Annotated in this window: 19 protein-coding genes and 1 tRNA gene; 7 read left to right on the forward strand and 13 right to left on the reverse strand. The window is 73.4% G+C overall.

The features are described from left to right. Positions 1-15 precede the first annotated feature (15 nt). The 4 genes from ASG94_RS19105 (at position 16) to rpsT (ending at position 2,850) form a co-directional block, all read left to right on the forward strand. Positions 16-468 (forward strand): SHOCT domain-containing protein, encoded by a 453-nt coding sequence (locus ASG94_RS19105; protein ID WP_156411714.1) that lies wholly within the window; start codon positions 16-18, stop codon positions 466-468. A gap of 18 nt (positions 469-486) precedes the next feature. Next, positions 487-1,425 carry a phosphotransferase gene (locus ASG94_RS19110; RefSeq protein ID WP_056928079.1) on the forward strand — a complete coding sequence of 313 codons (939 nt, stop codon included), beginning with the start codon at positions 487-489 and terminating at the stop codon, positions 1,423-1,425. Then, positions 1,422-2,405: a hypothetical protein gene (locus ASG94_RS19115; protein WP_056928080.1), complete on the forward strand. Its 984-nt coding sequence runs from the start codon at positions 1,422-1,424 to the stop codon at positions 2,403-2,405. Before ASG94_RS19110 ends, ASG94_RS19115 begins: the two co-directional genes overlap by 4 nt. A 184-nt stretch (positions 2,406-2,589) precedes the next feature. After that, a complete protein-coding gene (gene rpsT / locus ASG94_RS19120) occupies positions 2,590-2,850 on the forward strand; it encodes a 30S ribosomal protein S20 (protein ID WP_056928081.1) in 261 nt (86 codons plus the stop codon). A 120-nt stretch (positions 2,851-2,970) separates the two neighbouring features. Here rpsT and holA read toward each other — a convergent pair whose 3' ends face one another. From holA to ASG94_RS19150, 6 genes are all read right to left on the reverse strand, one after another. Further along, positions 2,971-3,957: a DNA polymerase III subunit delta gene (gene holA / locus ASG94_RS19125; RefSeq protein ID WP_056928082.1), complete on the reverse strand. Its 987-nt coding sequence runs from the start codon at positions 3,955-3,957 to the stop codon at positions 2,971-2,973. Between the two features lie 12 nt (positions 3,958-3,969). Beyond that, entirely contained in the window at positions 3,970-6,240 is a 2,271-nt protein-coding gene (locus ASG94_RS19130; protein WP_235537332.1) for a ComEC/Rec2 family competence protein, read from the reverse strand. A gap of 8 nt (positions 6,241-6,248) precedes the next feature. Beyond that, positions 6,249-7,166: a ComEA family DNA-binding protein gene (locus tag ASG94_RS19135; RefSeq protein WP_056928084.1), complete on the reverse strand. Its 918-nt coding sequence runs from the start codon at positions 7,164-7,166 to the stop codon at positions 6,249-6,251. 103 nt (positions 7,167-7,269) lie between these two features. Continuing rightward, complete coding sequence (locus ASG94_RS19140; RefSeq protein ID WP_056928085.1) at positions 7,270-8,121, reverse strand: DegV family protein; 852 nt, start codon at positions 8,119-8,121, stop codon at positions 7,270-7,272. A 202-nt stretch (positions 8,122-8,323) separates the two neighbouring features. Continuing rightward, positions 8,324-10,816 (reverse strand): leucine--tRNA ligase, encoded by a 2,493-nt coding sequence (gene leuS / locus ASG94_RS19145; RefSeq protein WP_082624366.1) that lies wholly within the window; start codon positions 10,814-10,816, stop codon positions 8,324-8,326. Between the two features lie 213 nt (positions 10,817-11,029). Then, positions 11,030-11,464, reverse strand: coding sequence for a DUF4870 domain-containing protein (locus ASG94_RS19150; protein WP_056928174.1), 435 nt, complete (start codon positions 11,462-11,464; stop codon positions 11,030-11,032). Between the two features lie 182 nt (positions 11,465-11,646). Here ASG94_RS19150 and ASG94_RS19155 point away from each other — a divergent pair, with 182 nt between their 5' ends. Genes ASG94_RS19155 through ASG94_RS19165 form a run of 3 tightly spaced genes read left to right on the forward strand, consistent with a single transcriptional unit; the run spans position 11,647 to position 14,190 of the window. Next, on the forward strand, positions 11,647-12,177 hold the full coding sequence (locus ASG94_RS19155; protein WP_200958201.1) for an ArsR/SmtB family transcription factor: 531 nt from the start codon (positions 11,647-11,649) through the stop codon (positions 12,175-12,177). Next, entirely contained in the window at positions 12,174-13,418 is a 1,245-nt protein-coding gene (locus ASG94_RS19160; protein ID WP_056928088.1) for an MFS transporter, read from the forward strand. The genes ASG94_RS19155 and ASG94_RS19160 overlap by 4 nt, the downstream gene beginning before the upstream one ends. Before the next feature lie 10 nt (positions 13,419-13,428). Next, complete coding sequence (locus ASG94_RS19165) at positions 13,429-14,190, forward strand: SDR family NAD(P)-dependent oxidoreductase (protein WP_056928089.1); 762 nt, start codon at positions 13,429-13,431, stop codon at positions 14,188-14,190. 54 nt (positions 14,191-14,244) lie between these two features. On the opposite strand, the gene ASG94_RS19170 is transcribed toward ASG94_RS19165, so the two are convergent. The 7 genes from ASG94_RS19170 to ASG94_RS22250 form a co-directional block, all read right to left on the reverse strand. Continuing rightward, complete coding sequence (locus tag ASG94_RS19170) at positions 14,245-15,615, reverse strand: DUF6226 family protein (protein WP_056928090.1); 1,371 nt, start codon at positions 15,613-15,615, stop codon at positions 14,245-14,247. 9 nt (positions 15,616-15,624) lie between these two features. Further along, entirely contained in the window at positions 15,625-16,476 is an 852-nt protein-coding gene (locus ASG94_RS19175; RefSeq protein ID WP_200958202.1) for an MIP/aquaporin family protein, read from the reverse strand. Between the two features lie 122 nt (positions 16,477-16,598). Further along, positions 16,599-16,671: transfer RNA gene (locus tag ASG94_RS19180), tRNA-Ala, on the reverse strand. A 48-nt stretch (positions 16,672-16,719) separates the two neighbouring features. Continuing rightward, complete coding sequence (locus ASG94_RS19185; protein WP_056928092.1) at positions 16,720-17,376, reverse strand: histidine phosphatase family protein; 657 nt, start codon at positions 17,374-17,376, stop codon at positions 16,720-16,722. Beyond that, complete coding sequence (gene rsfS, locus ASG94_RS19190) at positions 17,373-17,813, reverse strand: ribosome silencing factor (RefSeq protein ID WP_056928093.1); 441 nt, start codon at positions 17,811-17,813, stop codon at positions 17,373-17,375. Before rsfS ends, ASG94_RS19185 begins: the two co-directional genes overlap by 4 nt. Then, positions 17,810-18,436: a nicotinate-nucleotide adenylyltransferase gene (gene nadD, locus ASG94_RS19195; RefSeq protein WP_056928094.1), complete on the reverse strand. Its 627-nt coding sequence runs from the start codon at positions 18,434-18,436 to the stop codon at positions 17,810-17,812. The genes rsfS and nadD overlap by 4 nt, the downstream gene beginning before the upstream one ends. After that, positions 18,436-18,585, reverse strand: coding sequence for a hypothetical protein (locus ASG94_RS22250; protein WP_200958203.1), 150 nt, complete (start codon positions 18,583-18,585; stop codon positions 18,436-18,438). Before ASG94_RS22250 ends, nadD begins: the two co-directional genes overlap by 1 nt. Positions 18,586-18,601 lie beyond the last annotated feature (16 nt).

The following is an 18,601-nucleotide window of genomic DNA, read 5'->3' on the forward strand; positions in this document are numbered from 1 at the left end:
GGCTACTGTCCCGCCATGACACGCACCGAGGAGGGTGGGATGCCCCCGGACGAGTGCTTCCAGCTGGATGACGGCGGCCAGCCGGTGACGTGCACCCAGCAGCCCGACGGCACCTGGACGCCGGACTCGTCCCCGTTCGCACCGCACCCTCTGGAGCTCGCCACCCTCGGGTTCCTCGTCGTCCTGCTGCTCGGGGTGGCCGGCACGGTGTGGCGGGTGCGCGCCGCCCGGTCGATGGCCCGCCGTGCTGGTCTCGACCAGGGAGAGGCGGTGCGGATGGCGCTCGCCTCCGAGGACGGCCTGACCGCGACGTACCTCGCCTCGTCCCTGCGCGGGACGCCCGGAGCGGCACCGGTCGTGCGCGACACGGCCACCCGGCTGCGCGAGCTGGACCGCCTCCGGTCCGAGGGCCTGGTCACCGAGGACGAGCACGCCACCCGGCGGGCGGCGATCCTCGACGACGTCTAGGCAGGGAGGATGGCGCCCATGAACCGCAGTCCCGGCGCCTACCCCGCACCTCCCGGAGCGACCTCCCGACGCCTCGAGTGGGCCTTCCTGCCCCCGCACCTGCGCGCGTACGTCGAGCGCCGGTGCGGGTCCCCCGTCGTCGAGGCGATCTCGCAGACGTCGGGATTCACGCCGGGCTTCGCCTCGGTGCTGGTGTGCGAGGACGGGTCGCGGCACTTCGTGAAGGCGGCCTCGGTGAAGGCCCAGCGCCTGTTCGCCGAGTCCTACCGCGAGGAGGGCCGCAAGCTGGCCGCGCTCCCCGCCTCCGTGCCGGCCCCCCGGCTGCTGTGGATGCTGGACGACGACTGGGTCGTCCTCGGCATCGAGCACGTCGAGGCCCGCCCGCCCCGCCGGCCGTGGCGACCGAAGGACCTCGACGCCACCCTCGACGCGCTGGAGGTGGTCGCCGACGAGCTGACGCCGGCGCCGCTGCGGCTGGACACCTTCGTGGGCGAGTTCGCGTCGTTCCTCGACGGCTGGGAGCACGTCCGCGCCACCCGCGACCTGCCGCACCTCGACGACGCCGAGGCCCTCGCGCGTCGCTACGCGGAGGTCTGCCATGGCGACACCCTCGTGCACACCGACATCCGGGCCGACAACGTGCTGGTCGACGGGAGCGGGAAGGCGTGGCTGGTCGACTGGAACTGGCCGGTCGCAGGCGCACCGTGGCTCGACTCGCTCGTCACCCTGATCGGTCCACGCGGCGACGGGCTCGACGTCGACGCGGTCCTGGCGTCGCGGCGGCTGCTGAAGGACGTCCCGGCGGAGGCGGTCGACATCGTCCTGGCCCTGGTCACCGGCTACTTCCTCTCCGCCTGCGACCAGCCGGTGCCCCCCACCTCGCCGTACCTCCGCGACCACCAGCGCTGGCAGGGTGAGGTCTGCTGGGACTGGCTGGCCGAGCGGCGAGGCTGGTGAGCGCGCCCCGCGCCGTCGGCAGGAGGGCGACCTACGCCTCCACACCGGACCAGGTCAGGTACTGGGTCGAGGAGACGCTCGGCTCCCCGGTCGTCGAGACGCACGAGCAGGTCGGCGGCATGTCCCCCGGCTGCGCGACCCGGCTCGTGTGCGCCGACGGCGCCCGCGCCTTCGTCAAGGCGGTCAGCGCGGAGCTCAACCCGCACACCCCGGTGCTGTTCCGCCGTGAGGTGCTGGCGCTCGAGCTCCTGGGCAGGCACCCGCTGTGGGCCGGGCTGGTGGCGTCGTACGACGACGGCGACTGGGTGGCTCTGCTCCTCGACGACGTGGAGGGGACGCACCCGGACCTGTCGCTCGACGCGGAGATGGAGCGGCTGCTGCGCCAGACCGACGAGCTGTCGGCGACCATGAACCTGCGGGTCGACACCCTGCCCCAGCCGGTCGCCGGGGACGACCCGCAGGCGTTGTACCGCCCCGGCCCCACGGACTTCGCCGCGGTGGTCCGCGGCTGGGAGGGCGCCTTCGAGCACCTGCACGAGGTGCCGCCCGACCTGCTTCCGACGTGGGTGCTCCCGCGCATCGACGACCTGCGCGCGGGCGTGGTCCGCCTCGGCGACGTGGCGATGGACACCGTGGTGCACGTCGACATCCGCAACGACAACCTGGTGCAACGCCCCACGGGGGACCTGGTCTTCGTGGACTGGGGCGCGTTCGGGCGCGGCCCCGCCTGGCTGGACCCCCTGATCGCACGCCTGGAGCGCGTCGAGAGCCCGTGGTTCGACGAGTCCCTGGGCTCGTCGCCCGCGCTGCGGGACGCCGGCGACGAGGTGGTCACCTCGTGGCTCGTCGGGATGGGGACGTTCCTGGCGTGGCGTGCCCACACCGCCGTGGACGTCAACCTGCCCACGCTGGCCGCGTTCCGTCGTACCGAGTCGCGCCGTTTCCTGGGCGCTGCCGGGCGTAGGCTGGGACTGTCGTGAGGGGCCCCGTCCCCGTCCCACCGGGCGATTTGGGTGCTCCCGCGCGCGAGCGGTAGTGTCTCCCCTTGCATGTCCGGCGCCGCCCCGATCCTCGGATTCCTCCGAGGGAGGGCAGTCGGCAGCCGACACCAGTCTTCTGACACCCGGCTTTCCCTGACCAGCACGAGCGAGCAAAGGTTCACCTGTGGCCAACATCAAGTCCCAGATCAAGCGCAACAAGCAGAACGAGAAGGCTCACGAGCGCAACAAGGCCGTCAAGACCGGCCTGAAGTCCGCCGTGCGCAAGTTCCGCGAGGCCGCCGAGGCCGGCGACAAGGACGCTGCCCTCACCGCGGGCCGCGTCGCCAGCCGCAAGCTCGACAAGGCCGCGTCCAAGGGCGTCATCCACAAGAACCAGGCGGCCAACCGCAAGTCGGCCATCGCCAAGAAGACCGCCTCGCTCTGAGCTGACCCGCTCAGCTCGACCCGTCAGGTGACACCTGGCGGGTCGAACTCATTTGCCGACCTCCCCCCTTCCTGGCCGCTCACCGTTCCGCCGCACGCCAACGCGGGACCGGATGCGGCGTCAGCGCTGGGTGCGCAGGGCGGTCACGGTGAGGACCAGCCGCTCCAGCGTGTACGACGCGTCGTGGGCCTGGCCCTTGATGTCGGCGTCGGCGGTGGCCACGGCCCGCAGCGCCGTGCCGATCGCCTCCGGGGTCCACGAGCGGGACTGGTCGCGCACCTGCTTGACCTTCCACGGCGGGACGCCGAGGTCGCGGGCCAGGTCGTTGTCCCTGGCCCCCCGGGCGGCACCGAGGTAGCGCGCGAGGCTGCGGGCCGAGCTGGCCATGGCCGAGGTGATGAGGACGGTGGCGGTGCCGCCGTCGAGGGCCCAACGCAGCTCCTCCAGCGCCGCCTCGCGGCGTCCGGAGAAGGCGGCGTCGGCCACCGCGAACGACGTGGCCTCGGCCCGGCCGCCGAAGTAGCGCTTGACCTTGTCGATGCTGATCGGCTCGCCCGGGAAGTCGTTGGTGAGCTGGTGGGCCGCCGCTGCCAGGGAGCGCAGGTCCTGGCCCACCGCGGTGACGAGGAACGCGGCCGCGTCGTGGGCGATCGTGGCGCCGTGGCCGGCGAACTCGGAGGTCACGAAGCCGGTCAGCTCGCTCCTCTTGATCTCCTCGGACTTCACCTCGGTGACCGCGGAGAGCTTGCGCAGCTTGGTGAGCACCCCGGAGCCCTTGGGACCGCCCCCGTGGACCAGCACCAGGGCGATGTCGTCGGCCGGGGCGCCGGCGTAGTCGAGCAGCCCGTCGACCGACTCGTCGGGCAGGTTCTCCAGGCCGCGGACGACGACGCACCGCGTGGTCGAGAACAGCGACGGGGCCGCCATCTCGCCCAGGGTCGCGAGCGTCAGGTCGGAGGCGGCGGCCTCGCCGACCTCCGCCTCGGGGTCGTGGGCCCGCACCGCGTCGCGCACCGAGCCGACCGTGCGCTCGCTGAGGAGCTCCTCCTTGCCCGTCACGAGGACGACGCGACCGAGGACCTGCGCGGCGGTGGGGGTGCGACTCATGGTGGGCCAACCCTAGCCGCGGGTACGGACACCCAGTGCACCGTCGTCGACGCTCACCACGACGTCGCCGTCGAGGTCGGTGCGACGCACCTGGGCGCCCGTCGCCGTCAGGGCCGTGAGCAGATCAGGGGCGGGATGGCCGTAGTCGTTGTCGGCGCCCACCGACACCAGGGCCAGCCGCGCCCGCACGCCGAGCAGGAGGTCCAGGTCCTGGTGGCGTGACCCGTGGTGCGGCACCTTGAGGACGTCGACCTCGACGCCGGCGAGCAGCCGCTCGAGCGACGCCTGCGCCGGCGGCTCCACGTCCCCGGTCAGCAGGATCCGCACCCCGCGCACCACGGCGAGCAGCACCACGCTGGCGTCGTTGGCAGCGCTCCCCTCCCCGCCCTCCGGGGCGAGCGGCGCGCCTGCCGGCAGCGGCCACAGCGTCTGGAGGGTCACCTCGCCGACGCGCCGGGTGGCGCCGTACGGCGCGACGACCGGTGCGGCGCCGACGCCAGCGGTCTCCCGCTCCACCAGCGCCACGCCGGAGGCCGGGTCCGGAAGGGAGGTCACCTGCACCTCGCCCACCTCCCGACCGTCGAGGACCCCGGCCAGGCCGGCCACGTGGTCGTCGTGGAAGTGCGTCAGCACCACGAGCGGCACGGAGGTGATCTCGAGGCGACGCAGGCACTCGTCCATCAGCACCGGGTCCGGACCGGCATCGACCACGATGCCCGCCCCCGGTCCGGCGTGGAGCACCAGGCCGTCGCCCTGGCCGACGTCGCACATGGCCAGGACCCAGTCGTCGGGCGGCCACCCGGGTGTCGGCGGCCGGGTCAGCACGGTCACGACCAGCAGCACCGAGCAGCCGATGCCGGCGCCCCGGTGGCGCAGCACCCGGGGCGCCACCACGACCACCAGGCCGCACAGTGCCGTGACGACGACCAGGGCGAGCGGTCCGGTCCCCCACGTGATCGAGGCCGTCGGCAGGGCGGCGCCGTGCTGGGCCACCACGACGATCCAGCCGACCGACCAGGCGGCCGGGGCGGCGACGACCTGCCCGAGCGGGGTCCACACCAGCCCGACCAGGCCGCCCGCCAGCCCGAGCACCGTGGCGGGAGCGATGGCCGGGGCGGCCAGGAGGTTGGCAAGGACCGCCACCAGGCTGATCTGGCCGGACAGGGCCGTCACCACCGGGGTGCAGGCGACCTGGGCGGCCAGCGGCACCGAGACCGCCTCAGCCGCCCAGCGGGGCAGCCACGCCATCAGCGCGTCGCGCCATCCCGGCGCCAGGAAGAGGATGCCGCCCGTCGCCAGCGCGGACAGCGCGAAGCCCGCGGAGACCGCGAGGTCGGGCACCACGAGCAGCAGGGCGAGGACCGCGACACCGAGGCACCTCGCGCCGCGCTCGCGACCGTTGGTGCCCATCCCCACCAGGGCCACCGTGCCCATCGCCGCCGCACGCACCACGCTGGGCTCGGTCCGCGCGATGAGCACGAAGCCGACGACGCCCGCCGCGGCCACGGCGTACGTCCAGCGTCCACGCACGCCCAGCCACCGGGCCACGACGAGCAGGAAGCCGACCAGCAACGTGAGGTTGGTGCCGCTCACCGCCAGCAGGTGCGTGAGGCCCGTGGTGCGGAAGTCGTCGGCGAGCGCGGGATCCAGGCCGCTGTCGTCGCCCACCACCAGCGCCGGCACCAGCTCGCGCGGGTGCTCGGCGCGGGGCGCGACGGCCTCGCGGATCGAGCGCCGCACGGCAGCGGCCCCCCGCCACCACGGGTCCGGTCCCTCGACGACCTGCGGACGACCGCGGGCGCTCAGGAGCGCCGCCGCCCCGTCGTCGGCGGGACCGAGGCGTCCTGAGACCCGCACCCGCTCCCCCAGCGCGACGTCGAGCCACCCCTCGTCGGCCAGCACGACCACCGGACTGCGCACGTCGTACGCCGCGCCACGGCCCGCGACGGTGCGCACGTCGCCCCGCACCACCACGACGTCGCCGAAGCGCCCGTGGCTCACCCGCGGATCGCTGGTGACCACCACGTCCGCGGTGACCACCGCCCGCTCGGTCGCGAGGTCGTGCACCGGACCCGAGGCGATCCCGCCGAGGTGCAGCAGCGCGACCCCGGCCACGGCCGCGCCGGCCAGCGCGGCGCCGATGGCGGCCCCCTGCCTGCTGACGACGGCCGTGAGCAGGACGAGCCCCACCACGGCGAGGGTGGCCCACGGTGGCAGCACGGCGGCCGCGATCCCGCCCAGCCACGCTCCCGCCCCGAGCATCGGGGTCCGGAGGTCTCGCACCGCCCGGCTCAGATCGTCACGTGCGGAGCGATCTGCGCCAGCGTCGCATCACCGATCCCGTCCACCTCGAGGAGCTCCTCGACGGCCGAGAACCCGCCGTGCTGGTCGCGCCAGGTGATGATCGCTCCCGCGGTCACCGGCCCGACGCCCGGCAGGGTCTCCAGCGTCGTCGGGTCCGCGGTGTTGAGGTTGACCAGGGCGCCCCCCGTCGTCGCCCCGGGCTCCCCCACCGACGCGGGCACGCCCGCGGGGACAGCCACCCCGACCAGGATCTGCTCGCCGTCGACGAGCGGGCGGGCGAGGTTGAGCGCGGTCAGGTCGACACCACGGCGCGCGCCTCCGGCCGCCTCGAGGGCGTCGACGACGCGCGACCCAGCGGGCAGCACGGCTATCCCCGGGCGGCGCACCTTGCCCGCCACGTCGACGGTCAGGTCCGCGGACGGCGGGGTTGTGGCGCCCCCCGACGCCACACCTCCCGCTGCACCGTCGGCCGGTGCCCCGGTCACGCCCGGCGCTCCCTGCCCGTTGAACGCCATCGCCCCGTCGGGACCGGGCGTCGGCACGTCGGCCAGCGGCTCGGCGACCGGGGAGAGCGGGGCGACGGGCACCGGCTCGGCCTGGCCGCGGACCACCAACCACGCCGCGACCCCGACACCGGCGGCCACCAGGAGCGCGACCACCGCGAGGTGGCCCGACGTCAGGCGCACCCGGTCGACCAGGCGCCGCGAGGCGTGTCGTCCCGGGACCGGGACCACCGTCACCTCCGCCGGCTCGTCCCACGGCGCCGGCTGCGGGTCCTGCCGGATGCGGGTGTGCTGGTGACCGGCCACGGGGTCACCGCGCACCGAGGCCAGCTCGGCGCTCAGCGTCGCCAGGCGACGCGAGACCGCCTCGGCGTGCTCGGGAGAGGGAGGGCGACGTCGCATGCGTCGAACCTAGGAAGACCCGCCGACGTCCGCCACCGGCGTACGCCTGCCTGTGGAGAACCCTCGGCCACCTGGCCGCGTGGGACGGTTGGTGGCCCGTGGGTCAGCGCGGGGCGACGCAGACCGCGACCATGCCGGGACCGACGTGGGCGCCGAGCACGGCACCCAGCTCGCCGCACCAGACCTCCCGCCCCTCGAGCTGGTCGGCGAGGCGCAGCGCCAGCTTGTCCGCCAGGGCAGCGGCCCGGTCCGGACTCGCGAGGTGCGCGACGCACACGTCGACGGGCGACTCCCCTGCCGCCTCGACCGCGAGGTCCTCCAGCCGGCTGAGGGCCCGCGCGGCGGTCCGTACCCGCTCGAGGTTGGCGACCTTGCCGTCCTCGATGCACAGCAACGGCTTGACCGACAGGGCGCCACCCAGGATCGCGGCCGCGGCTCCGATCCGCCCACCGCGGCGCAGGTACTCCAGGGTGTCGACGTAGAACAGGGAGGCGGAGCCGGCAGCCCGGGCACGGGCGACCTCCGCCGCCTCGGCACCCGTCGCGCCCGCCCGCACCGCCTCGACCGCCGACAGCGCGGCGAAGCCCGTGGCCACCCCCACCTGGCGGGAGTCGACGCAGTGCACGGTGACGTCGACCTGCTGGGCGGCCAGCTGGGCCGACTCGTACGTGCCGCTCATCTCCCCCGACAGGTGGATCGACACGATCTCGTCGGCTCCCTCACGTGCCAGCCGCTCGTAGACCTCGGCCAGCGACGCGGGCGAGGGACGCGACGTACTGACCGGCACGAAGTCGCGCAGGGCCTGCGCCACCAGCTCCGGCGTCGCGCCCTCCGAGCCCTCGTCGTGCACCTGGGCACCGATGACCACCTGCAGCGGGACCACCACGATCCCCTGCTCCTCGGCGAGGTCGGCAGGAAGCGTGGCGGTCGAGTCGGTGACCACGACGACGGGCATGCACGAAGGCTAGTGGGTGGGACCAGCCGCGCGGGCCCGGAGGTTGACGCGCACTCCAGTGGGTTCGCGTACGTTGCAACACGCGCCGACCCACCGGATCACCGGGCAGCCGGTGATCCCGCGAGGGCCGAGCGCCCAGGCGTCAGACGACGCCCGACGGTCGCTTCGCAGCTCGCCCGCTCGTCCCTCGCGCGCTCACGCGTCAGACGACGATGTTGACCAGCTTGGGCGCACGCACGACCACCTTGCGGACCGGACGTCCGTCGATGGCGCGTACGACGCCCGCGTCGGCCATCGCGGCCGCCTCCAGGTCGGCGTCGGTGATCTCGGGCGAGACCTCCAGGCGGGCCTTCACCTTGCCCTGGACCTGCACCACGGCCGTGACCGAGTCCTCGACCAGGAGGGCCTCGTCGACGACCGGCCACCCGACACGGGCGACGGTGGGCGCATGTCCCAGCCGCTCCCACATCTCCTCCGCGGTGTACGGCGCGACCAGCGACAGCAGGATCGCCACCGCCTCGACGGCCTCGCGCACGGCCGGGTCGGCCCCGCCCGGACCGGAGTCGATCGCCTTGCGGGTGGCGTTGACCAGCTCCATGGTGCGCGCGACCATCACGTTGAAGCGGTGGGCCTCGACCAGGGTCTCGGCGTCACGCAGCGTCTTGTGGGTCACCCGGCGCAGCGCCTGGTCGCCACCGGCCGGGTCGGTCCCGGGCGCGCTGGTCACGTCGCCGCTCAGCCGCCAGGCCCGCTGCAGGAAGCGCGCGGAGCCTCCGGGCGACACGTCCGCCCAGTCGATGTTGTCCTCCGGCGGGCTCGCGAAGACCAGCGTCAGGCGCACCGCGTCGACGCCGAACTCCTCCAGCTGGTCCCCCAGGCTGACGCCGTTGCCCAGCGACTTGCTCATCTTGCGGCCGTTGTTGATGACCTTGCCCTGGGACAGGTACGCCGAGAACGGCTCGTCCCAGCCCACCAGGCCCATGTCGCGCAGCGCCTTGGTGAAGAAGCGGGCGTAGAGCAGGTGCAGGACCGCGTGCTCGTCGCCGCCGACGTACAGGTCGATCGGACCCCACGTGTCGGCCAGGCCCTTGTCGAAGGCCTGGGTGTCGTCGTGCGGGGAGACGTAGCGGAAGAAGTACCAGGACGAGTCCACGAAGGTGTCCATGGTGTCGGTGTCGCGCTTGGCCGGTCCGCCGCAGGTGGGGCAGGAGACGTCGACCCACTCGGCCGCGCCGCCCAGCGGCGAGGTGCCCTTGGGCTTCAGGTCGGCACCGCGCAGCTCCGGCAGCTCGACGGGCAGCTGGTCCTCGGGGACCGGCACCTCGCCGTCGACCGGGCAGTGGATGATCGGGATCGGCGCGCCCCAGTAGCGCTGCCGCGACAGCAGCCAGTCGCGCAGCCGGAAGTTGACGGTGCCGCGGCCCAGGCCCTCGCGCTCCAGGAAGGAGATGGTCGTGGACTTGGCCTCCGCGACCGGCAGGCCGTTGATGTCCAGCGGCGCCGGCTGGCCCTCGGCCGGGGAGTTGATCGCCGGCCCCTCGCCCGAGAAGGCCTCGCCCTCGAAGCCCGCGGGGGGCTGGGTGGTGCGGATGATCGGCAGGCCCATCACGGTGGCGAACTCCCAGTCACGCTGGTCCCCGCCGGGCACGCCCATGACGGCACCGGTGCCGTAGTCGGCCAGCACGTAGTCCGTCGCCCACACCGGCATCTGCTGGCCGGTGACGGGGTTGGTGGCGGTCACGCCCAGGTCGACGCCGGTCTTGGGGCGATCGGTCGACAGCCGCTCGATCTCGGTCTCCCTGCGGACCTCCTCGCGGTAGGCCTCGAAGTCCGTGCGGCGCTCGTCGGTCACCAGGTCGTCGGCCAGCGCGGAGTCGACCGCCACGACCATGAACGTCGTACCGAAGATCGTGTCCGGGCGCGTCGTGTAGACGGTGATCGTCCGATCCCGCGCTTGTCCTGAGCCTGTCGAAGGGACCACGAAGTCGACGTGGGCGCCCTCGGAGCGACCGATCCAGTTGCGCTGGGCGTTGACGACCTTGTCCGACCAGGTCGGCTGCAGGTCGTCCAGGCCGTCCAGCAGCTCCTGGGCGTACGCCGTCGTGCGGAAGTACCACTGGGTCAGCTCACGCTTGGTGACCTCGGCCCCGCAGCGCTCGCAGGTGCCGTCGACGACCTGCTCGTTGGCCAGCACCGTCTGGTCGTTGGGACACCAGTTGACGGGGCTGTTCTTGCGGTAGGCCAGCCCCTTCTCGTGGAACTTCAGGAACAGCCACTGGGTCCACCGGTAGTACGACGGGTCCGAGGTGTTGAACCGGCGCGACCAGTCGAAGCTCACGCCGTAGCGCTGGAAGGACTCCAGCTGGGTGGCGATGTTGCCGTAGGTGTAGTCGGCCGGGTGCGCGTCGTTGCGGATCGCGGCGTTCTCGGCGGGCAGGCCGAAGGAGTCCCAGCCCATCGGGTTCAGGACCTCGTAGCCCTTCTGCCACCAGTAGCGCGCGACGACGTCGTGCAGCGCCGTCACCTCGGCGTGGCCCATGTGCAGGTCGCCGCTGGGGTAGGGGAACATCGTGAGCGCGTACTTCTTCTCGCGCGGGCTCTCGTCGTCGGCCCGGAAGGGCTGCAGGTCGTCCCAGACCGCACGCCACTTGGTCTCGGTGGCCTCGGTGTCGTAGGTCTCGCGCTCGTCGCTCATCGTGTGTTCCTTCGTGTCGTCCGTGCGGTGGTGCTGTCCCCGCCCGGCTCCGGGCATGAAAAAACCCCTCGCAGGGAGGGGTGGCCGCGTGACTCGTCGAGTCAGCGCGGCTGGCGAAGAAGCAGGGACTGCGTGCACATGCGGCCCATGCTAGCGCCGTACGACGACCGGCGGCGACCCGGTTGTCGGGTCGCCGCCGGTCGCGGGTCGGGCTCAGCGCACGAAGCGCGGCGTGAAGGGCGGGTCCCACCACTCGCCGTTGTTGGCCTTGACCGCCCCGATCGCGTGCAGCACGAAGGCGAAGACCAGCGCGAGCGGGTAGGTGACGAAGCCGATGAGCAGCAGCATCAGCGGGAACGAGAGCAGCAGGACGATGCCGGTGATGATCTGGACGTTCAGCGAGTTGGCCGCGTGCTGGCGCACGAAGGGCCCGCGGTCCTTGTACATCAGGTAGATCACCAGCGACCCCACGAAGCCGAGCGTGCCGGCCGAGAGCACCATCGCGACGAGGGGGACCCAGTGCGCGGCGGACCCGAGGGTCCGCTCCTGGGACGGCGAGATCGACGACTGCGCCCGGTAGTCGGGCTGGTGGGACGGCGGCTCGTACGCCGGGCGGTCGCCGTACGGGTCCTGCGGTGTCTGGCTCATGGCGACCTCCTGGTCGGTGTCTGTGTCCTCCACTCAACCACGCCGCGGGGCGGAATCCATCCCGCTTCGGGGGTGCTTCAGGGTCGACTCAGGGACGAACGCAGGTCAACCCTCCAAGAACCGTTTGACAGTCCGACGCGTCCCGGGCGACGATCACCCCCCAACGACTGATGGAGCGTCTCGTGGACTCCCCGGACAAGCACGCCATCTCCGCCCTGCGCTCGGTGGCGCACCCGGTGCGGCTGCGGATCCTCTCGATGCTCACCGCCCAGCCGATGAGCGCCGCCGAGGTGGCCCGCGAGCTGGAGCTGACCCACGCCAACGCGTCGTACCACCTGCGCGTCCTGCACGACGCCGGCGAGCTCGTGGTCGAGAGCGAGGAGAAGATCCGCGGGGGGACGGCCAAGCGCTACCGGTACGTCGTCGGCGGCGACCCGACCCGCCCCTCCGGCCCCCCGAGCGTCGAGGACGAGATCGCCTGGCAGCAGGCCACGCACTCCGAGGTCGTCCGTCGCCTGGCCCAGCGCGTGAGGGGGCCGGGAAGCTCCTCGGACATCGAGACGTGGGTGACCCCGGAGACGTGGCGCACGGCGATCGACCAGATCTCCGCGGCGATGACGCTGCTCCACGAGCAGGCCCGTCCCGCCCGCACCGAGGGCACCGTCCACGTCAGCGCCTCGTCGCAGGCCTTCCTGATGGGAGACGCGTCATGACGTGGAAGGACGCCGCCGCTCCCCTGCGCGAGCGCAGCTTCGCGTGGTACTTCGCCTCCCGCTTCACCAACACGCTCGGCTCGATGATGGCCAACATCGCGCTCGCCTTCGCGGTGCTCGACATCGAGGGGGCGTCCGCGTCGGCGCTGGGCCAGGTGCTGGCCGCGCACACGATCCCGATGATCGTCCTGCTGCTGTGGGGCGGCGTCATCTCCGACCGACTCCCCCGCACCCTGGTCCTCCAGGTCTCCAACGTGGCCTCGGCGCTCACCCAGGGAGCGATCGCGTTCCTCGTGATCACCGGCACCGCCGACCTGTGGATGCTGATCGCCCTGTCGGCCGTGCACGGCGCTGTCTCGGCGATCTCGTTCCCCGCGATGGCGAGCATGGTCCCCCAGCTCGTCCCGCGCAGCCAGCTCCAGCCGGCCAACGCGCTGCTGTCGCTGACCCGCAACGGGCTCACCGTCCTCGGCCCCACGATCGGCGCCCTGCTCGTGGTCACGGTCGGGTCGGGCTGGGCGCTGGCGATCGACGCGGCGACCTGGCTGCTCTCGGCGGCGCTCCTGCTGCCCGTCCGGGTGGCGCCCAGGGAGCGCAAGGCCTCGTCCAGCACCGTGGCGGAGCTGCGCGAGGGCTGGCGGTTCTTCTGGTCCACCACCTGGCTGTGGGCGGTGGTCATCGGGTTCGGCGCCCTCAACATGATCCACAACGGCGCGCTCTTCACCCTCGGCCCGGTGGTCGCCCAGGAGACGATCGGCCGCCAGGGCTGGGGCTACGTGCTCTCGGCCGAGGCGCTCGGGCTGCTGGCGATGGCGGTGGTGCTGCTGCGGGTGCCGCTGCGCCGTCCGCTCTTCTGGGGGATGCTCGCCATCGCCCTCGCCGGGCTGCCGATGGTGGTGCTGGGAGCCGACCCGACCCTGGTCGCCCTGGTCGCCAGCGCGTTCGTGGCCGGCGCCGGGATCGAGGTCTTCTCGATGGGCTGGAACCTCGCCATGCAGGAGAACATCGACGACGACATGCTGTCGCGCGCCTACTCCTACGACGCCCTCGGCTCGTTCATCGCGATGCCCGTCGGCCAGCTCGCCTGGGGACCGCTGGGCCTCGCCTTCGGCAACTCCCGCGTGCTGGTCGTCTCCGGGATCGCGTACGCCGCCATCTGCCTGCTCGTGCTCTGCTCACGGTCGGTGCGCGACCTGCCGCGACGCACGAGTGACGTCGAGGTCACCGCGCCGGCTGGATAGGGTCGCGTCCATGACGACTCCCGAGATGTTCCGACTCGACGACAAGGTCGCCATCGTCACCGGCGCCTCCAGCGGCCTGGGCGTGGCCTTCGCGCAGGGGCTGGCCGAGGCCGGTGCCGACCTGGTGCTCGGCGCCCGCCGCGCCGACCGCCTGGAGGAGACCGCCCAGCTGGTGCGCGACGCCGGCCGGCGCGTCCTCACGGTGCAGACCGACGTCGCCGACCCCGCGCAGTGCCAGGCGCTCGTCGACGCCGCGATGGCGGAGTTCGGCCACGTCGACGTGCTGGTCAACAACGCCGGCGCGGGCACCGCCGTGCCCGCCACCCGCGAGACGCCCGAGCAGTTCCGCTCGGTCATCGACGTCAACCTCAACGGCTGCTACTGGATGGCCCAGGCGTGCGGCCGGGTCATGGCGCCGGGCTCCTCGATCATCAACATCTCCTCGGTCCTCGGCATCACGACCGGCGGGCTCCCGCAGGCGGCGTACTCCGCCTCCAAGGCCGGCCTCAACGGCCTCACCCGCGACCTCGCCCAGCAGTGGACCGAGCGCAAGGGCATCCGGGTCAACTCGGTCGCGCCGGGGTTCTTCACCTCCGAGATGACCGACACCTACCCCGACGGCTACCTCGACCTGGCCATGCAGCGGGTGCCGGCCCGCCGCAAGGGCGACCCGGCCGAGCTCGCCGCGACGGTGGTCTTCCTCGCCTCCCCCGCCGCCGGCTACATCACCGGCCAGACGCTCCCCGTCGACGGCGGGATGACGATCGCCTGACCGGACCGTGGGCGGGAGCAGTCGTCCATGGACTGCGACCGCCCACGCCTGCCGTCACACCCAGGGCTCGCCGCGGACGACGCCGTCGGTACGCCGCCCGGCGGCCGCGTCCGCCAGCCACCGGTCCTCGTCGCCCCGTGCGAACACGCCGGTCGCGCTCCACCCGTTCAGCGTCCGGGTGACGACGCGGTCACCCTCGCGCACGACGTGCACGCCACCGCTGAGGCCCAGCAGGAAGGCGTCGTCGACGGTCGAGAGCAGGTCCGCCGAGCCGGTGTCGCAGGCGTCGCAGCCGCAGTCGGGTTGCCGCTCCAGGACGTGGGCCGGCTCGCCCACCCCGACGAGCACGAACGCGCCGTCGGCCTCGTCCATGGGCGCCCAGGCGACCGCCACCGGCAGGGTGCCGTCCCGGCCGCGGAGCACGGTCGCCCGGGTCGGACGCAGGTGCGTCTCGCCCACCCACGTGATCGCGTCGGGCGGCACCGGGGTCGCAGAGCCCAGCCCCGCGGACACGATCGCCTCCACCCAGGCGTCGGCCCGCACCCCGAGCAGCCGGTAGCGGCCCGGGTCGAGGCAGCGCGAGTACTCCTCCTCGAGCGCCGGTTCGCCGCCGGGGTGCGGGTTCGGCCAGTCCGCCAGGCCGCCACGCAGGCGCGCGAAGGCCGCCTCGACGGCAGGGAGCAGGGCCGCCGCCCCGAACCGGCGCCGGTCCGGCACCGCCATCACCGCGACGTCGTCCAGGTGGTGATGGACGAGCTGCGGCGCCGGCAGCTCCAGCGCGAGCGAGGTCGCCGGACCCTCCCACGACGACGCGCCGTCCCGGCCCGGCTCCTCCACCGGGAGCAGGGTGATGCCCACCCCGTCCGGATCACGGAACACCCGTCGCGGCCAGTGCGACACGGCGGCGAACCCCAGCGCCAGGAGCACGTCGGCGACCCGGTCCGGGTCGGGCGGCGTGAGCGTCACGTAGGAGACCACGGGACCGTCGGCCGGCCCGGGGGGCATCGGCGTCGTCCACTCGATGAGGAACGGCAGGGACTCGTCGTACGGGCCCGCGCCGACGTCGCACAGCCGCCACGCGACCGTCTCGCCGTCCGGGGTGAGCCGTGAGCCCTCGGTGACCGGGCGCGGGCCGAGGCCCGCCTCGACCAGCGCCTCGCGCGCGGCGTCGACGTCGTCGACCGCGATGGCCCAGGAGATCGGCCCGGAGCCGGACCGCACCCGGTCCAGCCACGGGTTCGACCCGGGAGCGCCGGCGGCGATCAGCTCGACGTACGCCGCTCGCGGACCGCGCACCAGCGCGTTGACGGTGCCGACGGGATGGGCCCCGCCGCGGACCGCGGGGATGCCCGCGGCGGTCCAGCGCGCGGCGGCCTCGTCGAGGTCGGCGACGGCGATCACGAGGTGGTCGAAGCGGGCGGGCATGCGCTGAGCCTAGGGATCGACCAATCCGACCCGCACGCTCAGATCCCGCGCGGGTCGTCGTCGAGGATGCCCTGCGCGGCCTCGCTCCCGCCGGGGGTGGGCCCGCCGCGGAGGATGTACTCGAAGGCGACCGCGACCATCGCGCCGGCGAGCGGTCCGACCAGGTAAATCCACCAGTTCGTCAGGTCGCCCCCCCACGAGCTCCGGAGCGAACGAGCGGGCCGGGTTCATCGAGGCGCCGGTCACCGGCGCCGCCCAGACCGACACCAGCCCGATGTAGCCACCCACGGCCAGCGCTCCGTTGGACCCGATGTTGCGGGCACCGGTCGCGGTCCCGAGGATGACGCTCACCAGACCCAGGGTCAGCACGGCCTCGGTCAGCACGGCGACCGTCCGGCTCACGCCCGGGGCCGGCACGGTGGCGCCGTTGAGGATCCCGCCGTACATCGCGTCGAGGAACAGGGCCGCGAGGACCGCGCCCCCGGCCTGCGCCACCAGGTAGCCGGGCACCCGTCGCCAGGGGAAGTTCCGTCGCACGGCGAAGGCCAGGGTCACGGCCGGGTTCAGGTGCGCCCCGGAGATCGTGCCCATGAAGAAGATGATCGCCATCACCATGACCCCGGGCGCCAGGGCCTTCATCGCGAGCGTGAGGTCGCCGCCGTACGACGTCGCGCCCACCACGCCGCCGCCCGCGGCGACCAGGACCAGCAGGAAGGTCCCCCAGAGCTCGCTGAACAGGCGCCGGTACTCCAGCCCCGGGTTGGAGAACTCGATCTCCTGCCGTCGCACCCGTGCGGTGTGGCGGCCGAGCCAGGTGAGGACCGGCTCGGCCTCCCCCTCGTGCGGCAGCGGGTGCGCCACGGTCTCCGCCTCTCCCCGGGACACGTCCGTTCTACGCGGGCGGTCGAGGCCGGGGGTAGGGCCGTTCGGCCCCGGAAGCAGATCAGGCCGGGCCCTGGTGGGCCCGGCCTGATCTGTGTCGGTGGAGGTGAGGGGACTCGAACCCCTGACCCTCTGCATGCCATGCAGATGCGCTACCAGCTGCGCCACACCCCCAACGGGTGCGCCCTCCGGAGCGGACTCCCTCGGACAACTCGCAGAATATTAGCCAACCGGTGTGCAGGGTGCGAAATCGGGGGTCCGGTTCCACGCCACGAGGCGCAGCGGGGCCCCCCGGCCGGCGTCGGCGAGGACCGAGTGGCCGCAGTTGTCGAGCCCGCGCAACGACGTGGCCGTGGCCCGGTCCCAGCCGAGGAGCGCGACCGTGGCGGCCTTGAGCGCGGCGCCGTGGCTGACGACGCACGCGGTCCCGCCTGGCGCCACCGAGCCCAGCGCCTCGGTCAGGGCGGGCAGGATCCGGCGCAGCACGTCGTCGGTCGACTCGGCGCCCGGCACCGCGTCCGCGTTCTCGAACGAGCCGCCCGCGGCCGTCCACGCGGCGTGCTCGGCGGGATGGGCGGCCGCGAACTCGGGGATCGTCAGGCCGGCCCGCGCCCCCACGTCGTACTCCCGCAGGCGCGCGTCGTGCCGGACCTCGAGCCCGGTGGCCTCGGCGACCGCCGCCGCGGTGGTCGCGGCGCGGGTGAGGTCGGAGCTCCACAGCACGTCCGGTCGCAGCGCGGCGATCGCCGGCGCCACGGCCGCCGCCTGCGCGTGGCCGACCTCGTCGAGGCCGACGTCGAGCTGGCCCTGCGCGCGGCCTTCGGCGTTCCAGGCGGTCCGGCCGTGCCGCAGCAGGACCAGGGTGCGGGGAGCGGTCACTCCTCGTCGGCGGTGCCGGCGTCGTCGGCGTCGGTGGTGCCCGCGTGGGCCGCGCCGGGCACCTCGGTGACGGCCGGCGTGGTGACGTCGACGGAGATCACCGGGCAGTCGCGCCAGAGCCGCTCGAGGGCGTAGAACTGGCGCTCCTCCTCGTGCTGCACGTGGACGACGATCTCGCCGTAGTCGAGCAGCACCCAGCGTCCCTCGCGGTGGCCCTCGCGGCGGATCGGCTTGGCGCCGTGCTCGCGCAGCTTGTCCTCGACCTCGTCGACGATGGCCTTGACCTGCCGCTCGTTGGTCGCCGAGGCGAGCACGAAGGCGTCGGTGATGGCCAGCTGCTCGCTGACGTCGAAGGCGATGACCTGCTGGGCCAGCTTGTCGGCGGCCGCGGCAGCGGCGACCTGGACGAGCTCGATGGCGTGGTCGGTGGCAGTCATACGGGCTCCTTGTCGGGAGTGTCTCCCGCAGTGGTGGTGTAGAGGTCGTGCTTGGCGATGTACTGCACGACGCCGTCGGGCACGAGGTACCAGACGGGTTCGCCGCGACGCCTGCGCGCGCGGCAGTCGGTCGAGGAGATCGCCAGGGCCGGGATCTCGACCATGGTGACCTTGTCGGAGGGGATCTTGTCGAGCGTGGCCGGGTCCATGTCGTAGCCCGGCCGGGTGCAGCCGACGAACTGCGCCAGCGCGAAGAGCTCGTCGACGTCGCGCCATGTGAAGATGTCGGCCAGTGCGTCGGCACCGGTGATGAAGTAGAGCTCCGCGTCGGGCATCTCGGCACGCAGGTCGCGCAGCGTGTCGATGGTGTACGTCGGGCCGGTGCGGTCGACGTCGACGCGCGAGACGTTGAACCGAGGGTTGGACGCCGTGGCGATGACCGTCATCAGGTAGCGGTCCTCGGCCGGCGAGACATCCCGGTCGGCCTTCTGCCACGGCGCACCGGTCGGGACGAACACGACCTCGTCGAGGTCGAACCAGGCCTGGACCTCGGACGCCGCGACGAGGTGGCCGTGGTGGATGGGGTCGAAGGTGCCGCCCATCACGCCCACGCGACGGGGCATCAGCTGTGCTCGCGCCCGCCGCCGAACGCGACCAGGGCCAGCAGCAGGCCCAGGAGGATCACCAGCGCGATGCCACCCACGAGGTAGGGGTGGATGGTGGGCGCGTCGTGGGACTCGGCGGCCAGGATCGTCAGGGCGTTCAGCGACATGGCGCGATCCTATCGT

Source organism: Nocardioides sp. Soil805 (assembly GCF_001429625.1).
Taxonomy (GTDB): domain Bacteria; phylum Actinomycetota; class Actinomycetes; order Propionibacteriales; family Nocardioidaceae; genus Nocardioides.